We start from the raw sequence: 16289 nt of genomic DNA, 5'->3' as shown, positions 1-16289 counted from the left end.
AAATCGAGGGCTTGACCCCGGGAGCCCTGATTCATGAAACCCCTCGACGACCCCCGCCACGACCGTGAAGTCGGTTCCCGCGATGCCACGCGCGACACCACGCGCACCGACGACACCCGCATCGGCGCCGTGCGCGCGCTGATCAGCCCCGCGCTGCTGCTCGAAGAGCTGCCCATCCCTGACGCCACGCTGGAGCTGGTGGAGCAGGCCCGGCAAGAGATCAGCGACGTGCTGCACGGCCGCGACGACCGCCTGCTCGTCATCGTCGGCCCGTGCTCCATCCACGACCACGACCAGGCCATGGACTACGCCCGGCTGCTCAAGGTCGCCCGCGACGAACTGCGCCGTGACCTGCTGGTGGTGATGCGCGTGTACTTCGAGAAGCCTCGCACCACCGTCGGCTGGAAAGGCTACATCAACGACCCCCGCCTGGACGGCAGCTTCCACATGAACGAAGGCCTGCGCCTGGCGCGCCAGCTGCTGCTGGACGTCAACGGCCTGGGCCTGCCTGCGGGCACCGAGTTCCTGGACCTGCTGTCGCCGCAATACATCTCCGACCTGATCGCCTGGGGCGCCATCGGCGCACGCACGACCGAAAGCCAGAGCCACCGTCAGCTCGCATCGGGCCTGTCGTGCCCGGTGGGCTTCAAGAACGGGACGGACGGCGGCATCAAGGTCGCCAGCGACGCGGTGCTCGCCGCCAGCAGCCCACATGCCTTCATGGGCATGACCAAGATGGGCACGGCGGCCATCTTCGAGACCCGCGGCAACCAGGACTGCCACGTCATCCTGCGGGGCGGCAAGGCGCCCAACTACGACGCCGCGTCGGTGAACGCGGCCTGTGATGCGCTGAAGTCGTCTGGCCTGCGTGAGCAGGTCATGATCGACTTCTCCCACGCCAACTCCAGCAAGAAGTACGAGCGCCAGGTGGACGTCGGCCGTGACGTGGCCGCGCAGATCGCCGGTGGCGACCGCCGCATCACCGGCGTGATGATCGAGAGCCATCTGCAGCCGGGCCGCCAGGACCTCGCCGAGGGCCAGACCAAGGCAGACCTCAAGCCCGGTGTGTCCATCACCGACGCCTGCCTGGGCTGGGCCCAGACGGAGCCGCTGCTGCGCGAACTGGCCGCGGCCGTGGCCGCCCGCCGCGGCTGACGGCCCCGCCACCTCCGCCTCCGCCGGCGCCGCCGGCTTGCCATTCACGCCCCCCAGTCGCCATCCGTCGCAGGCGACTGGGCCTGGGGCGCGGCGCTTCCGATCATTCAGCCATCACTCGCTGACTTTGAAAGGAACCGCCATGAAGCTTCTCTCCGCTGCCCTGACCGCCGCCCTGGTCTGGCCCTCTTTCGCGCAGGCCGCTGACCTTCAGCTCGAGGTGCAGGGCCTGGACACGAGCCGCCTGCAGGGGGGCTCGTTGATGGTCGCCGTCTTCACCGAGCCGTCTGGCTGGCTGCGCCAGCCCAAGATCGGCCAGCGCTTCAGCCTCGAAGGCGCGGTGGACGGCAAGCTCACCGTCACGCTGCGCAACCTGCCGGACGGCCCCGTGGCCGTGACCGTCTTCCAGGATGCCAACGGCAACGGGCGCCTGGACATGAATGCCATGGGCATGCCGGTCGAGCCCTACGGCTTCTCCAACGATGCGGCAGGCCAGTTCGGCCCGCCCAAGTTCGAGCAGGCCGTCTTCACGCCGGTGGCCGGCCAAGCAGTGCGCTTGCGCCTGAACTGAGCGGAGGCCGCCATGAGCATCACACGCCGCCAACTGCTGACCGCGCTGCTCGCCGGTGGCCTGAGCCCCGAGCTGCTGGCGCTCGGCCTGCCGGCCGACGGCTTCGCCGCCCACGCGCCCGAGCTGGCCCCCTTGCGCGGCCTGGCGGGGCAAGACCTGGCTGCTGACCGGACCGTCATCGAAGGCCGGCTGCCACCCGGTTTGCGCGGCACATTGTTCCGCAATGGTCCGGGCCTGATGTCGCGCGGTGAAGAGCGCTACCGGCATTGGTTCGATGGCGATGGCTTCGTGCAGGCCTGGAGCCTCGCCGACGGCCAGGCCCGCCACCAGGGCCGTTTCGTGCAGACCGAGAAGTTCCGCGCGGAGCAGGCAGCGGGGCGCTTCCTGCTGCCGGCCTTCGGCACGGCCATCCCGGCCCAGCGGCCGGTGCGCGGCCCCGACAGCCTCAACGTGGCCAACACCAGCGTGCTGCTGCAGGGCGATGCGCTGTACGCGCTCTGGGAGGGCGGCAGTGCCTACGCGCTGGACCCGAAGACGCTGCAGACCCGGGGCGTGAAGACCTGGGCGCCGGAGCTGCGCGGCATGCCGTTCTCCGCCCACCCGAAGGTGGCGCCGGACGGCACGGTCTGGAACTTCGGCAGCTACAACGGCCGGCTGGTGGTCTACGAGATCGATGCGGCCGGTGCCATCAAGCGGCATGCGCTGCTCGACGTGAGGTCGCCGGCCATGCTGCATGACTTCGCGGTGTCGCAGCACCACCTCGTCTTCCTGCTGGCGCCCATCGGCATGGACGCCGCGGCCCTGCGCGCCGGCAGTTCGATGATCGACGCGATGCGGTGGGCGGGTGAGCAGCCCACGCGCGTGCTGGTGGTCGACAAGGCCGACTTCACCCGCTGTCGCATCTTCGAGATGCCGGCGGCGCAGGTCTTTCATTTCGGCAATGCCTGGGATGACGGTGGGGTGCTGCGGGTGGACTACGTGCAAAGCGCCGCCTTGCCCGAGTTCAATCAGGCGGCGCAGCAGATCATGCGCGGCGAGCGCACCTCGCGGGATGTCTCGACACCGCGGGTGCTGGAGATCGACCTGGCCCGCGGGCGGCTGAGCGTGGCGCAGCGCAGCGAGGCGGTGGAGTTCCCGGTGGTGGACCCGCGGGTGGTGACGCAGCGCCATCGCTTCGTCTGGTACCCGACCGCCATCGACACCGGGCCGCGCTGGGGCTTCAACGGCCTGATGCGGCTCGACATCGAGAGCGGCGCGCGGGAGCGCTTCAGCTTCGGGGCGGACACCGTCGTCGAGGAGCATGTGATGGTGCCCCGCCCCGGCAGCATGCGGGAGGGGGAGGGCTGGCTGGTGGGCACCGGCTACGACGTTCGGCGCCAGCGCAGTTTTCTGAGCGTGTTCGATGCGCTGCGGCTTTCTGATGGGCCCATCGGCCGGGCTTGGCTGCCTTACTGGGTGCCCTACGGCTTTCACGGGCGCTTCTACGTGGCCTGAGGGTCGATAGGTCTTCGTTCTAGGGGGCGGGCTAACCCCGAGGGTTCGGGGCGCCCGCATTGACAGGTCTGCAACCTCTCCCTATGGTCCGCCGAACTGAAAGCGATTTCAGAAAGCGCTTTCAGTTCGGCGGACCTCGTTGTTCCAGGGGCGCCGTGATCACCGGGCCGCCAGAGCCCGTCCTTCCACCGGAAACCCCAGGAGACAAGATGCATCACCTCAGGATCGCGGCCGCGCTGGCCGCTGCCTTGCTCGCCGGCAGCGTCGGCGCCACCACCACCAACGGCTTCGCCAACGGCGGCTTCGAACAGGCGGGCCTCAGCGGCCAGATCGCCGCGGGCTGGCTCACCGCGGCCACGTCCAGCCCCGCCAGTCGCTCCACCGACGCGCACTCCGGCAACTACTCGCTGCTGTTGAGCGCGCCAAACGGTTTTGATGCGTCCATCGCCTTGCAGGACTCGGTCGGCCACGGCGGCCTGGCGCCGCTGGGCGCTGCCATCGTCGGCGACCGCCCGTGGCTGAGCTTCTGGGCCAAAGGGGATGCGAGCACGACAGGCAATGCCTTCGTGAAGCTGCAGTACTTCGGCAGCAACGGCAATCTGCTGGCGCTGGAGCAGCAATTCCAGAGCCTGATCAACCCGACGAGCTGGAGCCTGGTGAGCTTCCAGGCCGCGGCCATCCCCGCTGGCACCACCGCGCTGTTCCTGGAGATCGGCACGGCGGTCGGCCCGCTGCTGGACGGCCGCCCGAACGCGGTGCTGGTGGACGACCTGCAGCTCACCCTGACCACCGCCCCGGTGCCCGAGCCCACGTCCACCGCGCTGCTGCTGGCGGGCCTCGCCGGTGTGGCCGCCATCGCTCGCCGCCGCGCCTGACCCCTGAGGAGACACGACATGAATCTTTCCCGCATCCCTTCCTTCCGCCTCGCCCCCACGGCGGTGGCCCTCCTGCTCGCTGGCCTCAGCGCCCAAGCCGCGGCCACCGGTGTCGTCGTGCACGACAGCTACGGCCCCGACATCGACCAGCTCACCGGCTGGCCCACGCCCTTGTTCGACGGCCAGAACGTCGCCATCGCCTTCAGCCTGGCTCAGGGCGCGACGCTCGAATCCATCCTCACCTCGGTGGACGGCCAAGGCAGCGTCACGCTGGGCATCCTGGCACGCAGCGGGGCGGTGCCGACCGCCGGCAGCTGGCTCTACAGCGCCCAGCTGAACGACCCGCTGGCCAACACCCTGCTCACGCCCAGCGGCTGGACGCTGGCCGCCGGCCACTACTGGCTGGTGGCCGTGGCCGGCGCCGGCTTCAGCGGCCAATGGCAAAGCGGCACGGACACCCCCAACGGCAGCTGGGCCTATTCCAGCGGCAGCACCTGGACCACGGTGGACTCGCCCTTCACCGGCATGCCCGCCGCGCGCATCACCGTGGCAGCTGCGGTGCCTGAACCGTCTACCTACGGGCTGCTGCTGGCCGGCGGTCTCTTTGTCGCTGCAGCCGCGCGCAGCTCGGCATCTCGCAACACGCAGGGGTGATCGACATGAAGCTCCACACTCTGTTCGGCAGCCTGCTGCTGGCGGCCGGCGCCACCGCCTCGGCCAGTGTCACCAGCCCCTTGATCGGCAAGCTGCTGTGGTCTGAAGAATTCAATGGCACCAGCCTGAACACCAGCGTCTGGACCGCCTCCAACGGCAACGGCTGCCAGATCAACCTCTGCGGCTATGGCAACCAGGAGCTGCAGTTCTACAGCCCTGGCAACCTGAGCATCGCCGACGTGCCCTTCGAGCCCGGCACCCGGGCGTTGGCCATCACCGCGCGGCGCGAGGTCAACGGCAGCAACCAGTTCACGTCGGGCAAGATCGATTCGGCGGGCAAGGTGCAGGTCAAGTACGGCCTCATCGAGGTGCGCATGGCCACACCCAAGGTCGGCGTGGGCCTGTGGCCGGCGGCCTGGATGCTGGGCGTGAGCCCGCAGACCTGGCCACGCAATGGCGAGATCGACATCATGGAGATGGGCGGCCGCCAGCCGGCCGGCCTGCCGCCCATTTCGCCGGATCAGTTCGTCGGCTCCAACGTCATCACCTACCAGCCGGCGGCCTGCGTGCCGGGCAACGAAAGCTGTGCCGGCTCCACCGCCTGGCAGACCAAGAACTGGGTCACGCCCAGCCGTTCGCTCGCCAACCGCTTCGTCACCTACCGCCTCTACTGGACGGACACGCAGATCCGCTTCACCCTGCTGGACAACGGTCGTGAGTACGATATGTACAAGGCGCCGATCACTGTCAACTCCACCGCGCTGAACCAGCCCTTCTACCTGCTGCTGAACATGGCGGTAGGCGGCAATTTCACGCCGGCCGCCACGCCGGCGCAGGTGACCGCGCCGCTGCCGGCGACGACCTATGTCGACTACGTCCGCGTCTACGAGCTCGATGGCCTGGGCGAGGTCAAGCTCGGCGTGGGCACGCAGCCCGAGGTCGGCAAGTTCGGTGTGTTCACCGACAACACGCCGGTGGACAACAAGCAGGTGCCGGGCGTCTCGGCCGATGTGTTCATCTGGAACCAGGGCTCGATGACAGCGGGCGACCTGCCGCCCTACGAGGGCAGCGGCGTGCTGGCCTTCCGGTACTTCGCGCCCGGGCAGTGGTTCGGCGGCAGCATCCAGTCGCGGCAGGTGCACGACATGAGCGGCTTCCGCAACGGGACCATCAAGCTGAAGATCAAAGCGCCCGCCAACCTGGCGTTCCGCATCGGCATCTACGACACCTATACCAACCAGAGTTCGGTGACCTTCCCGGCCAACACCACCGCCTACGGCCTGGTGCGGGATGGCGAATGGGGCACGGCCACCATCCCGGTGGCGGAGATCGCCGGCCCGAAGATCGCGCTGCAGTCCATGCTGGACCTGTTCCAGTTCTTCAGCGTGGATGGCGCGCTGCCCGGTCAGCAGTTCCAGATCGCGTTTGACGACATCGTCTGGGACTCCGGCGTGCCGGGCGTTGGTGTGCAGAAGGTCGCAGCGCCGTCGCTGGTCAAGGTCGCCACGCTCACGGGCAGCGCCACGCAGACCGGCACCTCGACGCTCGCCTTCGCGGCGCCAGCCAGTGGCTGGGTGGACGTGCACTACAGCGTCAACGGCGGCGACGCGCAGACCGTGCGCCTGCGCAGCGAGGGCGGCAGCGCGAGCTACACCGCCGGCGGGCTCAAGAAGGGCGATGTGGTCGAGTACCGCTTCACCGCCTGGGATGCGGTCCGGCAGGTGGCGGTCGACTCGGCGCCGCGCACGGCGGTCATGCGCTGAGCGGGTGTGCCCGCGGGGGCGCCGGTGCAACCGGCGCCTTCCCGCAAAATGCGGGCATGAACCAAGACCAGCTCAAACAACTCGTCGGCCAGGCCGCCGTGGCCTATGTGCCCGCCGGCCAGGTGCTCGGCGTCGGCACCGGCTCCACGGTGGACTGCTTCATCGATGCCCTGGCCGCCGACATCGCGGCCGGCCGCCTGGCCATCCCCGGGGCCGTGTCCAGCTCCGAGCGCTCCACCCAGCGCCTGCAGAAGGCCGGCATCCCGGTGCTGGACGCCAGCGCGGTCGAGCGCCTCGCGGTCTACATCGACGGGGCCGACGAGATCGATCACCAGGGCTTCATGGTCAAGGGCGGCGGCGCGGCGCTCACCCGCGAGAAGATCGTGGCCGACCTGGCTGACCGCTTCGTCTGCATCGCCGATGCCTCCAAGCTGGTGCAGACGCTCGGCAAGTTCCCCCTGCCGGTCGAGATCATCCCGATGGCAGCGGCCCAGCTCACGCGGCGCTTTGCAGCGCTTGGCGGCTCCGCCACCTTGCGTGCTGGCGTCGTGACCGACAACGGCGGCCACATCCTCGACGTGACGGGCCTGTCCATCACGGACCCGCTGGCCTTCGAGGCCGAGGTCAGCCAGTGGCCCGGTGTGGTGACGGTGGGCGTTTTCGCGCGCCACAAGGCCCAGGTCTGCCTGCTCGGCGCGGCCGACGGCGTCAAGACGCTGACCTTCTGAGCCGAGGCGCACCGTCCCGCGCGTGCCGCTCGGATTCGAGGCGCGCTCGCAGATGAGAAAAGGGGCGCCCGCAGGCGCCCCGACTCAAGACTGAGCGCTGGCCTTAGTTGCGACCGACTGCGCTCCAGGCGGCAGCCACCTTGGCGGAGTAGTCGGCGCCCAGCGTCGCGGCCAGTTCCTGGGCCGCGGCGATCGTGCCGGCGCGGGCCTGCGCGTAGGTCGTGCTGCTGGTGAACTTGGTCGTCAGTGCGCGGTACCAGATCTTGGCCGCGGCGGTGCGGCCGATGCCCGTCAGGCTGCCGCTGCCGGTGGCCACGCGGGTGTTGCCCGCCACGCAGGTGGGGCTGGTGCCGTAGCTGCTGTTGGTGCCCTCGGCCAGCAGGAAGAAGAAGTGGTTGGCCACGCCCGAGCTGTAGTGCACGTCGAGGTTGCCCACGCCCGAGTACCAGCAGTCGGCGGAGGCGCCATCGCTGCTGGGCTTGATCATGTTGCGCAGCGAGCCGCCGCCCACGCGGATCTTCTCGCCGATCAGGTAGTCGCCCGCGTCGTTGGCGTTGTTGGCATAGAACTCCACCATGGTGCCGAAGATGTCGGACGTGGCTTCGTTCAGGCCGCCGGACTCGCCGGAATAGATCAGGCGCGCGGTGCGGCTGGTCACGCCGTGCGTCATTTCGTGGCCTGCCACATCGAGGGACACCAGCGGCCGGAAGGTCGTGCCATCGCCATCGCCGTAGGTCATGCAAAAGCACGAGTCTGACCAGTAGGCATTGTTGTAGCGGCTGCTGTAGTGCACGCGGTTGTAGGCGCCGGTGCCGTTGTTGGCGATGCCGGTGCGGCCGTGCACGTTCTTGTAGTAGTCCCAGGTCACGGCGGTGCCGTACTGGGCATCGGCCGCGGCGGAGACGGCATCGCTGGTGGCGTTGTTGCCCCAGGTGTTGTCGGCGTCGGTCACCACGCTGCCGCCGCTGGTGCGGTTGGCCATATTGATGGTGTAGTTGTTGCCGCGGCTGGGGTCACGCAGCTCGTAGCCGCTGGTCAGGCTGTTGGTGGTCAGCGTGACGTTGCCGCTGTAGAGCGTGCGGCCGGTGCCATTGGCCGCTGCGGTGTGGATGTCGTCCCAGGCGTCGATCTGGCGGCCGGTGGTGGCGTCGATGATCACGTGCTTCTCGTAGGGCGTGCCGTCTGCGCCGTCGCCGGAGACGCGCACCTCCCACGCCAGGCGCGGCTGGTCTTCGCGGGCCCAGATGACCTGCTCGGGGTTCTTCTCGACCGTGCCGCCGGGGAAGGCGTCACTGACGATGCGCATGGCGCGCGTTTGGTTGAAGGTTGCCTTGGTGGGGATGGCGGCGGTCGACAGCATCGAGGCGCTGCGGTGCATGGCGGTCAGGTTGCCAAAGCGATCGCTCTGCACCACGAGGTCGGCACCGATGGCGCGCAGCCCGCCGATGCGGCGGTCCAGGCGCACGTGAGATGACCCGTCCTCATCGAGCACGATGTCGCGCACCTCGTAGCTGTGGTCGGCGTTGTCGAGGCTGAGGCCCGGGAACTGTCGGACATAGCTCTGTGCGCTGGCGCGGGCCTGCGTGGCGCGTGCGGCTTCGCTGGCGCCTGGGGCGGACTGGGCCTGCGCGGCACACGACAGGGCGGCCAGGACGAGGAGGGACAGCTTGTGGCTGGTTCTGAACATGATGGGACTCCGGTGGGTGGTGAGGCTGCTGGAGCACTGCGGCAGCGGCTGGCCCGGCCGGGTCGGCGGGCGATGCCGACGGCGACTATGCGAGGCCCGCTGCCTGCGCATGCAGAGGAGCGTCCTGTCACCTGGGTGGGTGACGGGCAGGCCCGGATTCACTTCGGCCAGGCACAAAAAAGCCGGGCGTTGCCCGGCGTGTTCATGGGGCGAGCCCGTGGGCCCGCGGGTTCAGAACGTTTCCCAGTCGCCGTCGTCGGCCGGCGCCGGAGCCGGGCGAGGTGTTGGCGCGGCTGCCTTGGGTGCAGGTTGAGGCGCTGGCGGTGTTGCAGTGGTGGCTTGGGGCGTGACTTTCGTGACCGGCTTGGGGCTGGTCTTCAGGCCTGGCTTGGCCGGTGTCTTCGGCGCGGGAGCGACTGAGGCTGTGGCGACCGGTGCGGGAGCCTTGGCGGCCACGGCAGGCTTGGCAGGCGCTGCGCCGGGCGTTGCGGCGCGACTGCGGTGGGCGGCGGTGCCGCTCAGCTTGAACACGCTGATGGCCTCGGTCATGCGTGCCGATTGCTCCCGCAGACTCTCTGCCGCGGCGGCCGATTCCTCCACCAGCGCGGCGTTCTGTTGCGTCATCTGGTCGAGCTGCACCACCGAGCCGTTCACCACCGCGATGCCTTCGCTCTGCTCGCGGGCCGCAGCGCTGATCTCGCCAATGATGTCGGTCACGCGCTGCACGCTGGCCACGATCTCGGTCATGGTGCTGCCCGCGGCCTGCACCTGCTGGGTGCCGGAGTCCACGCGCTCGACGCTGGCGCTGATGAGCGTCTTGATCTCCTTGGCCGCGCCGGCCGAGCGTTGCGCCAGCGAGCGCACCTCAGCGGCCACCACGGCAAACCCGCGGCCTTGCTCGCCAGCGCGCGCCGCTTCCACGGCGGCATTGAGCGCCAGGATGTTGGTCTGGAAGGCGATGCCGTCGATGACGCCGATGATGTCGTTGATCTTGCGCGAGCTCTGGCTGATCTCGTCCATCGTGGCCACCACCTGCGACACCGCCTCGCCGCCACGCTGTGCGACCGAAGCGGCCGAGCTGGCCAGCTGGTTGGCGGTCATCGCGGCATCGGCCGTCTGCTTGACGGTGCTGGTGAGTTCGCTCATCGACGACGCCGCGTTCTGCAGGTTGCTTGCGGTCTGCTCGGTGCGCTGGCTCAGGTCGAGGTTGCCGGTGGCGATCTCGGCACTCGCGGTGCCGATGCTGTCGGCCGCGCCCCGCACTTCGGCAATCAGCTTCTGCAACGACGACTGCATGCCGCTGAGGGCATTCAGCAGCCGCCCCACCTCGTCCTTGCCGCCGGCCGGGATGTCACGCGTCAGGTCGAAATGGGCGATGGCCTCGGCCACCTCGGCGGCCCGGCTCAGCGGGCGGCTGATGGACGCGCCCAGCGCCACCGCCAGCCACCCGGCCAGGGCCAGGGCGATCAGGCCGAAGACCACGAGGCTGGTGCGGGCGCGGCTGTTGGCGGTGACGAGCGCCTTGGCCGACGCATCCAGTTGTTCGCGCTGCGACTTCACGACCCCCAACGTGACCTCGCTGAGCTTGCTGACCGCCGGCTGGAATTCGGCCGTGTAGGCCCGCTTGGCAGCCTCCTCGTCACCGGACTTCTTGGCCTTCATCAGGGACTCACGGGTCACGCGATAGCCCTCGCGGGCCTCGTCCAGCGCCTTCATCAGCGCCAGCTCCTCCGGCGTGTCCATGCGCGTCTTGATCTGCTTGAGCGTGTCGTTGGCGCGCTCGGTGGCCGCCTTGGCCGTGGGGGCCAACTGGTCGCCCAGCGTCAGGTCGCCCGACAGCGCGATCGCCTGGGCCCGGGCCTCGCCGGCGCTCACGAGCCGGTAGTACTCGGAGGCGTCACGTTCCGCGGCCAGGAAGTCTTCGTACATCTCGGCCGACTGTGCCGCGACGCGGCTCAGCCCGACGTAGCCGATGGCCGAGCCGATCAGGGAGATCAGCAGCACCAGGCCCAGCACCAGGGTCAGGCGTTGCGCAATGCTCCGGGATCCGAGCAGGCTTTCGAACATGGGGTGTCTCCTCTGCGAGCGAATGTCTCAACAGGAAGTTTCGGCGGCCCGAGCGACTCCCACCGGCGGACGAGCGCGACAAAGTCGGCCTATTCCGCCCCTTTTCCACGCCGCGCGCGGCGCAGGTGAAAGCGCATCGGGTCCACGGCGTCCAGCAGGTCGGCTTCCAGCGGCCGTGGCGAGCCCAGTGCGAGGGCCGCGACCAACTGCCCGGCCAGGGCCGCCCAGCTGATGCCGCGCGAGCCCAGCGCCGTGCACATCACGAGACCGGGTCGCCGAGGCGACAGCCGCAGCTGCGCCGCCAGCCCGTCCGCAGCCGTGATGCCGCCGATCATCGGCAGGCGGTCAGGCGTCATCAGCCGCCAGCCCACACGGCCGGCCAGCGGCGCTTGCGGCACCTGCGGCAAACCGGCGAGCCGGGCGTAGCGGGTGAAGTTCTCCTGCTGGTCGCTGTCGCGAAGCGTCGGGTCGGGGTCGTCGTCCTGGGTCGTGGCGCCGCACCACACGCCGCCACGGCCGTCGGCAATCGCATAGCCGTCGCCTGCAAGCGGCACGCGCGGACACCAGGGCGCGGATGCCAGGTGGCTGAGTTGGCCGCGCTGGACGGCGAGGTCGGCCGCGAGGTCACCGGCCAGGCCGCGGATCAACGGCAGCTGTGCATGGCCGCCGGCCAGCACGACCAGGGGTGCGTGGTGCAGCACGTGGCCCGCTGCGTCGGTCAGCTGCCAGCCTTCGCCGGTTGGCGCCAGGTGGGCGACCTGGCAGCCGAGCTGCAGCCGTGCGCCACTGGCCGCCAGCAGCGCGCGTACATAGTCGCCCGGTGAAACGGCCCCGCCGCCCGGGTAGAACCAGGCCGGGCCGTGCAAGGCCGTGCCCGCGAGGGCTGACGCCTGGGCGGCATCCAGGGGCTCGACGTAGCCTGGCGCGTGCTGCATGTCGGCCACTTGCAGCCGCGTCTCCAGGCGCAGCAGGCCGCCCTGGCATGCAACGCCCAGATCGCCGAGTGCCGCCCGTGTGGCCAGGGCTGCGGCGCGGTTGAAGCGCGCATGGGGGCCGTCATCCGGGTTGACCGTGCCATGGAACAACCCGGCCGGGTTGCCGGAGCTGGCTTGGGCCGGGCCGGGCAGGGCGTCGAGCACCGTGCACGACACCCCCTCGCGCGCCAGGGCCCAGGCGCAGGCGGCACCGGCGAGGCCGGCGCCCAGGATGACGGCCTCGCGGGCCTGCGGCGCGAGTGGCTCGCGGCCGGCCGGGCGCTGGGGCTGGTGGCGCGGTGCAAAGCGCGCGACCGTCATCTCGGGCTTGTTCGCAAATCCCGGCGCGAGGCTGACCTCGAAGCCGGCCGTGTTCATCGCGCGGCGCATGGGGCGCGAGATGCTCCAGGTGGCGGCGGTGGCCTCTGGTGCGGCGAGCCGGGCGAGGTTCTTGATCAGGTAGTCGTCCCACAGCTCCGGGTTGCGGGAGGGCGCAAAGCCATCGAGGTGGAAGGCATCGGCCTGCAGCACCAGCTCGCGCAGCAGGTCGCGCGCATCGCCCAGGCCCAGCAGCAGCTCGACCCGGCCGCCGTCGAAGCCCAGAGAGTGCAATCCGCCGGTCAGCGGGGGCCAGGCTGCCAGCAACTGGGCGGCCAGATCGGCCAGCGGCTGGCCGGCATGGGCGCGCGCAAGGTCCTCTCGCCGCAGCGGGTGCTTCTCGATGCTGACGAACACCAGCCGCCGGCTGCGAGCCGGGTCCTGGCGCCAGGCATCCCAGGTCGCCAGGAAGTTGTTGCCCAGGCCAAAGCCGGTCTCCAGCACCACGAAGCGGTCGCGTCCGCGCCAGCGCTCCGGCAAGCCGTTGCCGCCGAGAAAGACGTGGCGCGACTGCGCCAGGGCGCCGGCACGGGCGTGGTAGACGTCGCCGTAGGCGGGCGAGGCGGGTGCCGACGGGTCGCTGAAGTCCACCTCGGCCGGGGTGACGATCAAGCTCATGCCAGGCCCCCGTGCAGCAAGGCGGTGAGGCCGGCGCCGATCACCAAGGGCAGCGCCAGCGCCACGATGATGGCGCGCGCAAACCGCCAGCCGCCTGCCGCCACCGCGGTGATGCTGCGCGTGACGCCATTGCACAGGAAGGCCAGCAACAGGCCCTGCAGCACCTGCAGCGGTGTGACGCTGCCCGCTGCCTGCAGCCCGGCCAGCGAGACGATGGGCGCATGCACATCGGCAAACGCAGCGACCGCCACCGCGCCGAACAGCCCCAGGCTGCCGAAGTGCGAGCGCGCCCAGCTGACCGCCACGGCCACGGCGCTCAGGATGAACGCCATCAGCAAAGCCTCGCGCAGGCGCAGCGGGCCCCGCCGTTCGGCATCTGACGCGGGCCGGGGTGAGCCGCCCAGGGTCGAACGCGAGCGGCGAGCCAAGGTCCAGCCCATGGCGCCACACAGCAGCGCACCCGTCAGGCAGACCGGCAGCGCCACGAGGGCCGCCTCGGGCGCCATCGCGAACAGCATGGCCTGGGCCTGCAGCCAGGTCGCGCAGGTCGACAGCACGGCACCGGCCAGGCAGGCAGGGGCGAGCGCCGGCTCATGACGCGCCCGCGCGCCCATGGCGGCGATGGTCGCCGTGCTCGACACCAGGCCCGACAGCAGGCCTGACAGCGCCAGCCCCGTCTGTGGCCCCGCCAGCCGCAGCGCCACATGGCCCGCCGCCTGCAGGCCCAGCAGCAGGAGCATCAGGCCCAGCAGCCAGTTCATCTTCATGCCGGCCAGCCAAGGCAGCGGCTGCTCGGGCATCAAGGGCAGCACGACCAGCGCCAGCGCACCGAGCAGCAGGCCGTCATGCAGCTCTTCTTCGCGCAACACCTGCGTGGCGAAACGGTGCAGCTTGGTGCGTGCAGCCAGCAGCCCGGTCAGCACCACAGCCGCGGGCGAGCCCAGCAGCGGCGCGGTCACGCACAGTGCGCCGATCAGGTAGGTGACGAGCAGCGCCATCTCGGTCGTGAGGCCGGGGTCGCGCCCGCGATGGCGCAGCAAGGCCACCGCCGCCAGCGCGGTGATGGCCAGCGCGCCCACGGCCACCAGCCCCGGCAACTGCAGCGCCTGCGCCAGCGCGCCGCCCATGGCCGCGAGCGTGAAGGTGCGCAGGCCGGCCGGCTCGCGCTGCGGGCCGCGGTGCTTGTGGCGCTCGCGCTCCAGGCCGATCAGCAGGCCGCTGCCCAGCGCGGCAGCCAGCCCGACGATGAGGTCGTCGGAGACCCCGAAAGCCTGCCCCAGCCCGGCCATCACCAGTCGACGGTCTCGCCGTGCTGCGGCACGCGCACCGACCAGCCGAGTTCATCCTGGATGCGGCCGCGCAGGGCGTCTGCTGCGGCCGGCTCGCCGTGCACCACGTACACCTGCTCCGGCGGCCGGGGCAGGGCGCGCAGCCATTGCAGCAGGCCGTCGGCATCGGCATGGCCGGAGAGACCTTCGAGCTGGCTGATCTCGGCATTCACCGGCACCCAGCGGCCGCGCACCTTGACCTCGCGCTCGCCCCCCACCATGCGCGCGCCCCGCGTGCCGCCGGCCTGGAAGCCGGGGAAGGCGATGTGGTGGCGCGCCTGCGGGGCCATGGTCTCGATGTAGTTCAGCACCCGCCCGCCCGTGGCCATGCCGCTGGCCGAGATGATGATGCTGGGCTTGCTGCGCGGCTGAGCCAGGCTGGCCGCCAGCTTCAGGCTCTGGGCTTGCTTGGTCACGTAGTGGACGCGGTCGGTCAGGCTGCGCGCTTCGCTCGTCGAGATGCGCAGCAGCCGCGCATGCTTGACCGTCAGCTCCGTGGCCAGCTCGGCCATCGGGCTGTCCAGCCAGATCGGCACATCCAGCGGCAGCTCGCCGGCATTGCGCAGGCGCTGCAGCAGCAACAGCAACGCTTGCGCGCGGCCCACCGCAAAGCTCGGCAGCAGCACCGAGCCGCCGCGCTTGAAGGTGTTGCGCAGGATCTGTCCGAGATGCGCCTGGGCGTCCTGCGCGGGGTGCAGGCGGTTGCCGTAGGTGGATTCGATCAGCACCACGTCGGCGGCGGCGGGCACCTGCGGCACCGGCATCAGGAGGTCGCCCACGCGACCGACGTCACCCGAGAACAGCAGGGAGCGTCCGCCGTGGCTCACATGGATGCTGCTGGCGCCCAGCAGGTGGCCGGCGGGCGTGAAGCGCACGTCGGTCGCGCCCAGGCGCAACTTGCCGTCGCGCGGCAGCGCCGCGAACTGCTTGATCGTGGCTTCGGCCTCACGCACGCTGTACAGCGGCAAGGCCTTGTCGTGCCGGCTGCTGCCCTCCTTGTTGGCGCGGCGGGCGTCTTCCTCCTGCAGGTGGGCGCTGTCGCGCAGCAGCACATCGCACAGGTCGCGCGTGGCCGACGTCGCGTAGATCGGGCCCTTGAAGCCCTGGCGGCGCAGTGCGGGCAGGTAGCCGCAGTGGTCCAGGTGCGCGTGCGAGAGCAGTACGGCGTCGAGCTGGGTGGCAGGCGCGCCGAGCGCGGCCCAGTTGCGTTCGCGCAGGGTCTTGTAGCCCTGGAACAGGCCGGCGTCGAGCAGCAGGCGCTGCTCGCCCAGCGTCAGCAGATGGCGCGAGCCCGTGACGGTGTCGGCAGCGCCGAGGAAGGTGAGTTTCATGGGGCACCGAGGGTTTGCATGGCGCCCGATTCGAGCACCTGCACGGCTGGGCCGGGCTGATCCAGCGCAAGCCGCAGCGCTCGGGCCACCCGGTCCGCACCAATCGGGCGCCAGGCCTTGGGGATGAGCGGTGCCAGCGGCCGGGCCAGGCGCAGGCTCCAGGCCTCGCCGGCGCGGTGGGGTTGGCCCAGCGACTCACGCGCGCCGTCCAGCAAGGAAGGGCGCGCGATGACCAGGCGCTCAAAGCCCAGCGTCTGCAGGGCGGCCTCGGCTTCGCCCTTCACGCGGTTGTAGAAGACGCCGGACCGGGCATCGGCGCCCAGTGCGGACACGACCCCGCAGCGCGTGGCGCCCCGGTCCCGCGCGGCGCGTGCCACGGCCAACACGGCATCGAAGTCGACCGCGCGGAAGGCGGCCTGCGACCCGGCCTGGGCCATGGTCGTGCCCAGCGCGATGAACACCTGTTGGGGCTCCGGGAGCGAAGCGGGCAAGGCGAGCAGGTCGACGATGGCTTCCTGGCGAAGGGCCGAGCCCGGCAGGCCGGCCAGAGGCCGTCGCACCAGGGCCAGCACGGGCCGGTCGTCCAGTTGTCGCAGCAGCTCGCGGCCGACCAGGCCGCTGCCGCCGGCGACCCAGGTGAGGGCAGGAGGCGTCATCCCGCCATCT

The 16289-nt window shown here is 70.5% G+C and carries 13 protein-coding genes; 7 read left to right on the top strand and 6 right to left on the bottom strand.

Annotated elements, in window-relative coordinates:
- Nucleotides 1-33 precede the first annotated feature (33 nt).
- The 7 genes from CDO81_RS02760 (at nt 34) to rpiA (ending at nt 7240) form a co-directional block, all read left to right on the top strand.
- Complete coding sequence (locus tag CDO81_RS02760; RefSeq protein WP_088481609.1) at nt 34-1155, top strand: 3-deoxy-7-phosphoheptulonate synthase; 1122 nt, start codon at nt 34-36, stop codon at nt 1153-1155.
- Nucleotides 1156-1297: 142 nt separating this feature from the next.
- Nucleotides 1298-1726, top strand: coding sequence for a DUF2141 domain-containing protein (locus CDO81_RS02755; RefSeq protein ID WP_088481608.1), 429 nt, complete (start codon nt 1298-1300; stop codon nt 1724-1726).
- Nucleotides 1727-1738: 12 nt separating this feature from the next.
- Nucleotides 1739-3220: a carotenoid oxygenase family protein gene (locus tag CDO81_RS02750; RefSeq protein ID WP_088481607.1), complete on the top strand. Its 1482-nt coding sequence runs from the start codon at nt 1739-1741 to the stop codon at nt 3218-3220.
- A gap of 209 nt (nt 3221-3429) precedes the next feature.
- Nucleotides 3430-4095, top strand: a complete 666-nt coding sequence (locus CDO81_RS02745; RefSeq protein ID WP_241516819.1) for a PEP-CTERM sorting domain-containing protein — start codon at nt 3430-3432, stop codon at nt 4093-4095.
- An 18-nt stretch (nt 4096-4113) separates the two neighbouring features.
- Nucleotides 4114-4749 (top strand): PEP-CTERM sorting domain-containing protein, encoded by a 636-nt coding sequence (locus CDO81_RS02740; RefSeq protein ID WP_088481605.1) that lies wholly within the window; start codon nt 4114-4116, stop codon nt 4747-4749.
- Between the two features lie 5 nt (nt 4750-4754).
- The gene (locus tag CDO81_RS02735) at nt 4755-6512 is read left to right on the top strand and encodes a glycoside hydrolase family 16 protein (protein ID WP_088482418.1); all 1758 of its coding nucleotides are present in this window, start codon (nt 4755-4757) and stop codon (nt 6510-6512) included.
- 56 nt (nt 6513-6568) lie between these two features.
- Complete coding sequence (rpiA, locus tag CDO81_RS02730; RefSeq protein WP_088481604.1) at nt 6569-7240, top strand: ribose-5-phosphate isomerase RpiA; 672 nt, start codon at nt 6569-6571, stop codon at nt 7238-7240.
- 103 nt (nt 7241-7343) lie between these two features.
- Here rpiA and CDO81_RS02725 read toward each other — a convergent pair whose 3' ends face one another.
- From CDO81_RS02725 to CDO81_RS02700, 6 genes are all read right to left on the bottom strand, one after another.
- Nucleotides 7344-8927, bottom strand: coding sequence for a M4 family metallopeptidase (locus CDO81_RS02725; RefSeq protein WP_206602058.1), 1584 nt, complete (start codon nt 8925-8927; stop codon nt 7344-7346).
- Between the two features lie 231 nt (nt 8928-9158).
- Nucleotides 9159-10994, bottom strand: a complete 1836-nt coding sequence (locus tag CDO81_RS29060) for a methyl-accepting chemotaxis protein (protein ID WP_206602057.1) — start codon at nt 10992-10994, stop codon at nt 9159-9161.
- Between the two features lie 89 nt (nt 10995-11083).
- Nucleotides 11084-12964, bottom strand: coding sequence for a bifunctional tRNA (5-methylaminomethyl-2-thiouridine)(34)-methyltransferase MnmC2/FAD-dependent 5-carboxymethylaminomethyl-2-thiouridine(34) oxidoreductase MnmC1 (mnmC, locus tag CDO81_RS02715; protein ID WP_088481603.1), 1881 nt, complete (start codon nt 12962-12964; stop codon nt 11084-11086).
- The gene (locus CDO81_RS02710; protein ID WP_088481602.1) at nt 12961-14253 is read right to left on the bottom strand and encodes an MgtC/SapB family protein; all 1293 of its coding nucleotides are present in this window, start codon (nt 14251-14253) and stop codon (nt 12961-12963) included. Before CDO81_RS02710 ends, mnmC begins: the two co-directional genes overlap by 4 nt.
- Nucleotides 14253-15623 carry an MBL fold metallo-hydrolase RNA specificity domain-containing protein gene (locus CDO81_RS02705; RefSeq protein WP_088481601.1) on the bottom strand — a complete coding sequence of 457 codons (1371 nt, stop codon included), beginning with the start codon at nt 15621-15623 and terminating at the stop codon, nt 14253-14255. The genes CDO81_RS02710 and CDO81_RS02705 overlap by 1 nt, the downstream gene beginning before the upstream one ends.
- The gene (locus CDO81_RS02700; RefSeq protein WP_088481600.1) at nt 15620-16279 is read right to left on the bottom strand and encodes a Rossmann-fold NAD(P)-binding domain-containing protein; all 660 of its coding nucleotides are present in this window, start codon (nt 16277-16279) and stop codon (nt 15620-15622) included. Before CDO81_RS02700 ends, CDO81_RS02705 begins: the two co-directional genes overlap by 4 nt.
- Between the last annotated feature and the right edge of the window lie 10 nt (nt 16280-16289).

Origin of the sequence: Roseateles puraquae, from assembly GCF_002205845.1 — a bacterium.
GTDB classification, from domain to species: domain Bacteria; phylum Pseudomonadota; class Gammaproteobacteria; order Burkholderiales; family Burkholderiaceae_C; genus Pelomonas; species Pelomonas puraquae.
This window is presented reverse-complemented; position numbering and strand designations above follow the sequence as displayed.